This is a genomic window from Microcoleus sp. K4-B3, assembly GCF_036704615.1.
GTDB lineage: Bacteria > Cyanobacteriota > Cyanobacteriia > Cyanobacteriales > Microcoleaceae > Microcoleus.
In genome coordinates this window covers 1-7,397 of the sequence record NZ_JAUBSF010000153.1, presented here as the reverse complement: position 1 = coordinate 7,397, position 7,397 = coordinate 1, and the positions used below count along the sequence as shown (strand labels likewise).

General features: G+C 46.0%; 8 protein-coding genes and 2 pseudogenes. 7 read left to right on the top strand and 3 right to left on the bottom strand.

Going from position 1 to position 7,397, the window contains the following annotated elements; translation table 11 throughout:
* Positions 1-150: 150 nt before the first annotated feature.
* A complete protein-coding gene (locus QUA78_RS31095; protein WP_333306474.1) occupies positions 151-366 on the bottom strand; it encodes a hypothetical protein in 216 nt (71 codons plus the stop codon).
* Between the two features lie 100 nt (positions 367-466).
* Positions 467-2,089: a mechanosensitive ion channel family protein gene (locus QUA78_RS31090; RefSeq protein WP_333306472.1), complete on the bottom strand. Its 1,623-nt coding sequence runs from the start codon at positions 2,087-2,089 to the stop codon at positions 467-469.
* Positions 2,090-2,318: 229 nt separating this feature from the next.
* On the opposite strand from QUA78_RS31090, the gene QUA78_RS31085 reads away from it, so the two are divergent.
* The 3 genes from QUA78_RS31085 to QUA78_RS31075 all read left to right on the top strand — a co-directional run bounded on the left by QUA78_RS31085 (position 2,319) and on the right by QUA78_RS31075 (position 4,634).
* Positions 2,319-3,263, top strand: coding sequence for a DMT family transporter (locus tag QUA78_RS31085; RefSeq protein ID WP_333306470.1), 945 nt, complete (start codon positions 2,319-2,321; stop codon positions 3,261-3,263).
* Between the two features lie 93 nt (positions 3,264-3,356).
* Complete coding sequence (locus QUA78_RS31080; RefSeq protein ID WP_333306469.1) at positions 3,357-4,322, top strand: DMT family transporter; 966 nt, start codon at positions 3,357-3,359, stop codon at positions 4,320-4,322.
* A 3-nt stretch (positions 4,323-4,325) separates the two neighbouring features.
* Positions 4,326-4,634 carry a hypothetical protein gene (locus tag QUA78_RS31075; protein WP_333306467.1) on the top strand — a complete coding sequence of 103 codons (309 nt, stop codon included), beginning with the start codon at positions 4,326-4,328 and terminating at the stop codon, positions 4,632-4,634.
* A 61-nt stretch (positions 4,635-4,695) separates the two neighbouring features.
* Here the strand turns inward: QUA78_RS31075 and QUA78_RS31070 are convergent.
* Positions 4,696-4,803 (bottom strand): annotated as a pseudogene (locus QUA78_RS31070) (IS1 family transposase); the annotation flags it as partial.
* Positions 4,804-4,867: 64 nt separating this feature from the next.
* Here QUA78_RS31070 and QUA78_RS31065 point away from each other — a divergent pair.
* The 4 genes and pseudogenes from QUA78_RS31065 to QUA78_RS31050 form a co-directional block, all read left to right on the top strand.
* Positions 4,868-5,375 (top strand): annotated as a pseudogene (locus QUA78_RS31065) (IS1 family transposase); the annotation flags it as partial.
* Between the two features lie 243 nt (positions 5,376-5,618).
* Positions 5,619-6,710 (top strand): aminotransferase class I/II-fold pyridoxal phosphate-dependent enzyme, encoded by a 1,092-nt coding sequence (locus tag QUA78_RS31060; protein WP_333306465.1) that lies wholly within the window; start codon positions 5,619-5,621, stop codon positions 6,708-6,710.
* 48 nt (positions 6,711-6,758) lie between these two features.
* On the top strand, positions 6,759-6,899 hold the full coding sequence (locus QUA78_RS31055; RefSeq protein WP_333306463.1) for a hypothetical protein: 141 nt from the start codon (positions 6,759-6,761) through the stop codon (positions 6,897-6,899).
* Between the two features lie 63 nt (positions 6,900-6,962).
* Positions 6,963-7,331 (top strand): pyridoxal-phosphate dependent enzyme, encoded by a 369-nt coding sequence (locus QUA78_RS31050; RefSeq protein ID WP_333306461.1) that lies wholly within the window; start codon positions 6,963-6,965, stop codon positions 7,329-7,331.
* The last annotated feature ends 66 nt before the right edge of the window (positions 7,332-7,397 follow it).

Genomic DNA, 7,397 nt, shown 5'->3' with positions numbered 1-7,397 from the left:
ATTATACTGATGATCGATAAAAAAGTCATTCTGGGTTCACGAGTATTTATACTCATCGCAAAAGTGACACGCTCCCGATTGACAATGATGCAAGATGTCAGTTTAAACCGATTGTGTCAGGTGAGGGAAAGAATGTGATATTTACGCAAGTTACACGAATACGGTGCTCCGGGCAAACTCCTCCTCCGGCGAAAAGTATGGAGATCGATCGACCAGCGCAGGGTCAAAACGGTATGTCTCCTGAAGGAATTTGCCGCTGATGACAGCCGAGTCCAAATCCTTGATGTATTCTTCGGCGATCGTGCAAGCCTGCTGAATGCCTTCGAGATCGCCTCGGTCTAACAGCTTCTGCAATGTTGCTCTCACCCCTGCCAAGCGTGAAGCGGGCTTGAGAATACCGTAGAGGCAGAATAGTCGATCGACTGATATACTCAGATGCTTTGTTAATTGACCAACAGTCTCACAATCAATTAGACAAATATGACTGACGCAAATGCCAGACGATCTCACGCCGCATTTCACTGAGAATCCGCTGTCCCCGTTCACAATGTTCCAACTTGATGTCATCGACATAGAACCGCACCAGCGTGTCTCGCGTGTAATCTCCCTTCAGGTCATCGATCCAGATTTTGGGGTCTTGCCATTCATTGCGCGAACTCTTGAAGTTTTCTCGCAACCATTCGCGAAAGCGTTCTACCAATTCGTCTAATCGCGTGTCTAACCCTTTGGGATTACTAATTGCCCATAACAGCTTGTTAACTTTGATCTTCAACAAATCAATCTTCTGTTCCCACTCTTGCTTCAACGTTTGCTGGTCTTCTTGAAATAGGTCAGGGTCTTTCAACCAGTCTTTACACCAACGGCGTATGAGCCCAATCAACGTACTCTCGGATACTGTTCCCGTAGCTTCACTGAGCAAGCGTCTGCGACGGTCATGTCGATCGGACTTTTTTGATTCCAGTCCAATCTTTTGACAAAGTTCCAGATAGTATGCTTGCACTGTTCGCCGCTCCTCTACATCTAATCCGCCCCTTTCTAATTGGGAAATAAGATCGGCTAGGTGCGCCAAACCCATTTCAATCTCAGCTAGTAAAGTATTCACCTCAGCCTCAGCTAACAAGCGTTGCCGTCCCGCTTCTCGCTTCTGTTGCGCTTTTGCCCCAGGTATAGAGCAACCATAAAACTCGTCAACTAATTCTAACTTCTTGTCAATTTCGCCCATGGTATCGGGGTGCGCCAGCACGACTTTTTCCATCATAGAGATGGCTAGAGCCGGGGCAACATCTGCTTTGATGGGAATGGCGATCGTGTAGTAGTAATGATTGGTCGGACGGCTGAGGTTAATAATTTCCTGCCCTTCAAACGCGGCATTGGGTATGTAAATCTGTGAGTGCGTGTCAATGAGATACAGTTCGGTTAATCGCAGCCCAATGTGTTTGATCACGCCTCTTCTACCGTTGGCTAGCTCAATCACATCCCCAAAGCGAAACGGTGTATCGATGAGCAAGACTAACCCACTGAAGAAGTTTGCCAGAATGTCTTTTAGCGCAAACCCTAAGATAAAACTGATTCCTCCGATGGCAACTAACAAACCTTGGATGTCAACACCGAATGCCTGGAGAAACAGCAGTCCACCCACTAAGTAAACAATTAAAGGGAGAACATTTTGTAGTATCGGAGTCAGAACATCATCCCACATTGCCTCGGAGCGTGCGGCATACTGGCTAAAAGCATAAGGCACAACCTCGGTGAGCAATTGAACCACCCAAAAGGCGGCGATAAGGACAAGAAAAGCGGCCAAGCCTCGCTGGAACCAAGTAATGTAAATTGTAGGAGCGATAGATAGCGTCTGCAATGCCAGCTTGAAACCGATCGCGAACACAATGAGTGTCAGCGGCGTTTGTGAGACGTTGAGTGCAACTAACACCAGGTCGGAGGTAAATTGACGGAAAACCCTCCGCAAAATACCAAACAGTAGGTAGAGAACAATAACGACAACACCAAGAATGCCGAAGTTAAGCAAAAATGCACCCCATCCTTGAGCCGGAACAAGGGCTAACAGAAACATAGAACTGCTTAGGAGCGTCATTTGGAAACCCGCTCCACAGATCCGTAAAGTATGTAAAAAATAGTGCTTGACATAGTATTAGATAGGTGTTAATTAATGAAAGAGATGAACTTTCAAAAATTGAAATATAAAAAACTAAAACAAGCATTTAGCTCCGGGATTTGCTAGAGAAGACTTTTCGATCGCCGCGAAGCACAGTTGCTTCACAGCCAATCATAATTTTTTCTGTTTTATATTTGTTTCACCCCTGATGAATGAATCCAATAAAACGACGATGGCGATCGCCTCATTATTTGTCGGTGTAGTCGCCATATCTTTTGGCTCTATCTTCATTAGATGGAGTGAAGCTGAACTCAGCCCCAATGCTACAATATTTAATCGCTTTTGGCTAGGTAGTGTCGTATTCGGGCTGTGGCAAGGATACAAGGCGATACGTCAGAGACTTTCTGGTGACAAACCCGTTCAACAGCATTCATACACCAGTCAGGAGCTTTTGCTATTGCTGGGTGCTGGGACTTTTTTTGCTGCCACCTTAGCCTTTGTAGCTTGGTCGCTGACTCAAACCAGCGTCGCTATCTCGACAATCCTACATAATCTCACCCCCATATTTACCAGCTTAGGAGCGTGGTTGTTATTCGGTCAAGGCTTTAACCGCCAATTTCTCATTGGGATGGTCGTCGCCATTGGGGGAGCCATCGCCATTGAAATCGAGCAGATACAAATCGCCAGTGGTGAGGTCACAGGAGGCATAGCTGCCATCGTCTCTGCGGTTTTTATGGGTGCATATCTGCTGGTGGTAGAACAACTGAGAACCAAATTTGACCCCATCACAATTCAGTTGTGGGTTTGTGCGATCGCTACCCTATCCATCTTGCCCATGCTTGTGTTCGCTCAAGAGCGGGTTTTTCCTTCTTCACTGAATGGATGGCTGTTCGTCATTTTTTTTGCCCTCGTCTGCCAAGTTTTAGGTCAAGGACTTTTAACCTATAGCGTTGCTGGCTTGTCCTCAGTGGTTGTCTCCTTAGTACATTTGTTAGAGCCAGTATTTAGCAGCATTTTGGCTTGGGCAATATTTTGGGAAAAGTTAAGTTTCTCGAATTGGGTAGGTTTTGCCCTAGTTCTCATCGGTCTATACCTAGCCGTATCTAGCCAAGCTGTTGTTCATCTCCCACAAAATCGCCTAGAGAGCGGGTAGTCACCATTACTGTTTGTTTCAACGGTAAGCAACTGAAAAAGACTTGGCTCAAAAAATCAGCACAACTCGATGTCAACACAATTGCTAAAAAGTATGACAGCCAAACTGGAATTAGCACAGCAACCGTCGTCCAGAACACCTGCTTGGATCGCAACTGCTTCATTATTTGCCAGCCTGCTCCCGCTATCTTTAGCACCAATCCTCGTCAAACTGTGCGAACGAGAAATAGGTTCAAATGCCGTAGCATTCCATCGCGGCTGGATCGCTGCCATCGTCTTTGGCTTGTTGAGCGGAGTTGAGGCTTTGGACCGCCAAAAATCCGATCGCCAACCCGTAGAACAGAAGCCTTTTACGAGACGAGAATTCGGGCTATTGGTAGCATTGGGAGCTTTCGGAGCGACCTACTTCCTGCTGTGGTCTTTGTCGCTGACTCAAACCAACGTTGCCAACGTTACGTTATTTTGTGGTTTGAACCCACTGTTTGTCGGTTTGGGGGGGTGGTTGTTATTAGGTAGGCGCTATAATAGCAGATTCATCATTGGCATGGTCCTGGCAGTGGCGGGAGCGATCGCTATTGGATTGGATGACGTGCAGTTCGCCACTAACCAAGTACAAGGTAATGCCCTCGCCTTGCTATCGGGGATTTGTTTTGCTGCGTATCTGATACTGCTAGAACTGCTGCGAGAACGATTTAGCACGGCAACCTTATTGCTGTGGCGCTGCGCCATCACGACTATGTTTGCGTTTCCCGTCCTCGCACTCGCCGAAGAAACATTGTTTCCCCATTCCTGGATGGGGTGGTTTTTCGTAATTTTGCAAGCCATCTTGTGCCAAGTGTTGGGTCAAGGACTTTTGGCTTACAGCCTCAGCAGGCTGTCGTCAGGGTTCGTCGCCGTCACGCTGCTTTTCGAGCCAGTCCTTGCCTCAATCTTCGCTTGGGTAATTTTCTCTGAACGCTTGAGTTTCTTTGACTTGATGGCGTTTGTCGTGATTTTATCCGGTATCTATATAGCTCAATCGAGTCAATCTGCCGTTAAAGAAACCCGCGAATTAACGTAATTGATGCGTGAGAGCAGGTGGGCGCGATCGCAAAGGAAAGGCCCTTGCCATAATGTCATCAGTCCGATCGCGGCTGGCGTGCGATCGCTCTATACTTGTGATAGTTTCAGTAGACTGCTTTTCAGTATCGAGATCGTAGGTATGGCTACCAACTTAAGCTGGGAAACAGAGGTATCAAAGAGTGGGATGATATTTATGCAAGTTCCACGAATAGGGTGCTGCGAGCAAACTCCTCCTCCGGGGAAAAGTATGGAGATCGATCGACCAGCGCGGGGTCAAAACGGTATGTCTCGTGAAGGAATTTTCCGCTGATGAGAGCCGATTCCAAATCCTTGATGTATTCTTCGGCGATCGTGCAAGCCTCCTTGATGCCTTACTGTAACCAGGCGTGGGACTCATAATCAGCGATAAATTGACGAGCAAATTTGACACAAATGTGGTTATATTTTCCTTGTTTCTTACCGTTTTTACGGATATGGGTTGATTTGCACTCGCTTTCATTGCATGGTGCTTGCCCCTATTCATGCTCTAATTATGCAACGCCGACAATAATTAATTGGGTCAAACAGGTGGGAAAACTTATACCACAGGCTTAAGAACCAGACACAATTCCCGAGGTCGCAAAACTAGATGAATTAGAAACATTTATTGGGTCAAAAAAAACTTTGGTCTGGTTGTGAACACAAGTAGACCGCTTCAAAGCAGGTATTTTAGGATGGGATAAAAGGAGACCATGATGTCAAAAGATTTAAACCTTTATGGGCTCTTGCTGAGAAATGGAGATGCTATTTTTATGTAACAGACGGTTGGAAAGTTTATCCAATGTTTATGACCGATGGTGACCCAATCATCTTTAAAACTTATATGACTTGCAGTTGAAGGTGAAAATACAAGACTTAGACATGAGCTGGCTCGATTGAAGAGAAAAACTCTTTTTTATTCTGGCATCCGCAGAAATGCTCAAACATTCAATTCGTTTACTAATTCACGCTCCTCAAATTCGAGGAAGTTCCCATTCCATATTCAAGTAATCATTTAGATACTCTGATTTGAACGCTATTCGACCTGCCTCCGTCATCGGTGAGAGCCAAATCATACCTCTGTTCACCAACGCCAAAACTTTTGTAACCTAATTAGGACTTATGCACCGTAATTCTCAGGACAAGGGTTTGAGGTTCTAGATCCTGCGGAGCCACCGCGCTAATGCGATCGCTCAGAATGACACAATTTGGCACTCAGTGCGTAAGTCCTAACAGCGATTATGATTAACATAAGTAGGTCAACTTAACTCATAATATGGCAGATCAAACACAACCACCAAGTAAAACGCCACAGGAGGCACAAGAAGCCCATACTAAAGAGAATTCCGATATAAAAACTCATACAATCTCGTCCCGACTGCTCAAGGCGATTCAAGCCCCGACCCCCAGTGAACTCCTTGCCAAGGCAAACTACATGAATCGCAAGCATGAACCGGGGAGCATTGATTTTACTGAGGGTGACGCTCACGAACTGCCCCCACCAGGCTTTGTAGAAGCCCTTCAGCGCTGGAGCATTCCGCAAAATGAGAGTTGGTTCGGTTACAAAGACAACCTTCCACAGGCACGAGTCACTGTGTCAGAAGGTCTGAAGACGCAACGCGGGATCGCGATCGCACCTGAAGATATTTTCCTGACCAACGGTAGTCTGATTAGTCTGACTATTTGTCTTCAGATGCTGACCGAAATAGGAGACGAGGTGATTATTATCACCCCACCTTGGCTAAACTACAGGCGGATGATTCATGTTGCTGGTGCAGTTCCGGTTGGCGTTGCAGTCAATCCAACTACTTTCGATCTGGATCTCGATGCGATCGCCGCTGCCATAACTGAACGTACCAGAGCGATCGTTATCAATTCACCCCACAACCCCACAGGCAAGATTTTTTCAGCAACAACCCTACAGCAATTAGCAAATCTGCTCACCAATGCCTCCAATCGCTACGGCAAACCAATCTACCTGATTTCCGATGAAACCTTCAGCCGCATTGTGTTCGATCGACGAACTTGTCCCAGTCCCACCCAGTTCTACCCGTTTTCCTTCCTGATCTATGGCTACAGTAAGGTGTGGATGGCTCCCGGTCAACGCATCGGCTATATTGCCTTGCCACCGACAATGCCTGAACGGGAATCAATACGGCGCATAATTCGTACACTGCAAGGCAGTCCCTTTGGTTGGTGTTTCCCCAGTGCCCTGATGCAATACGCCCTCACAGATTTGGATGAACTCACCATCGATATGGAGCATCTACAACGCAAACGCGATTGGATGGTGAAGGAACTCCAGGAAATGGGTTACAAGTTGCAAATTCCGGAAGGGGCATTCTTTTTGTTAGTAGAGTCACCCTAGTCAGACGATTGTGCTTTTGCCGAGTTACTAGCCAGCCACGATGTTTTTGTGTTCCCTGGAACGCCCCAGGAAATACCGGGTTATTTCCGAATTTCTCTCACTGCCAACCAAGACATGATTTCCCGTGCCCTGCCGAAATTTCAAGCAGCTATAGAACACGCTACTGCCAAAGCAATTGGTGGAGTTTAGTCGGAAGTTTTTTTCTCAACATCAAACGGCAATATAACATTATAAAATACTAGAGACATTCTGATGGCGACTTACAATAATATTCTGGAAGCGGTTGGCAGAACTCCCCTAATTAAACTTAATAGTATTAGTCAAGAAATTCAATCAACAATTTATAGCAAGGTAGAATACCTCAATCCGGGTGGTAGTACGAAAGATAGAATAGCTCTGTCCATGATTGAAGCCGCAGAGAAAGCAGGAAAACTGCAACCCGGTGGGACAATAATTGAGGCAACAGCAGGAAATACGGGAGTTGGTCTGGCGCTAATCGCTGCGATAAAAAAATATCGCTGCATATTTGTGATGCCGGATAAAATGAGCCAGGATAAAATTAACTTACTGAAAGCTTATGGAGCAGAAGTAGTAATTACGCCGACATCAGTGGGAGCATAACAGTTATGCGCTCAGTATAAATACTGCTAATAATTTAAGCTGCTGCTTTGAGATTGACACCAATCA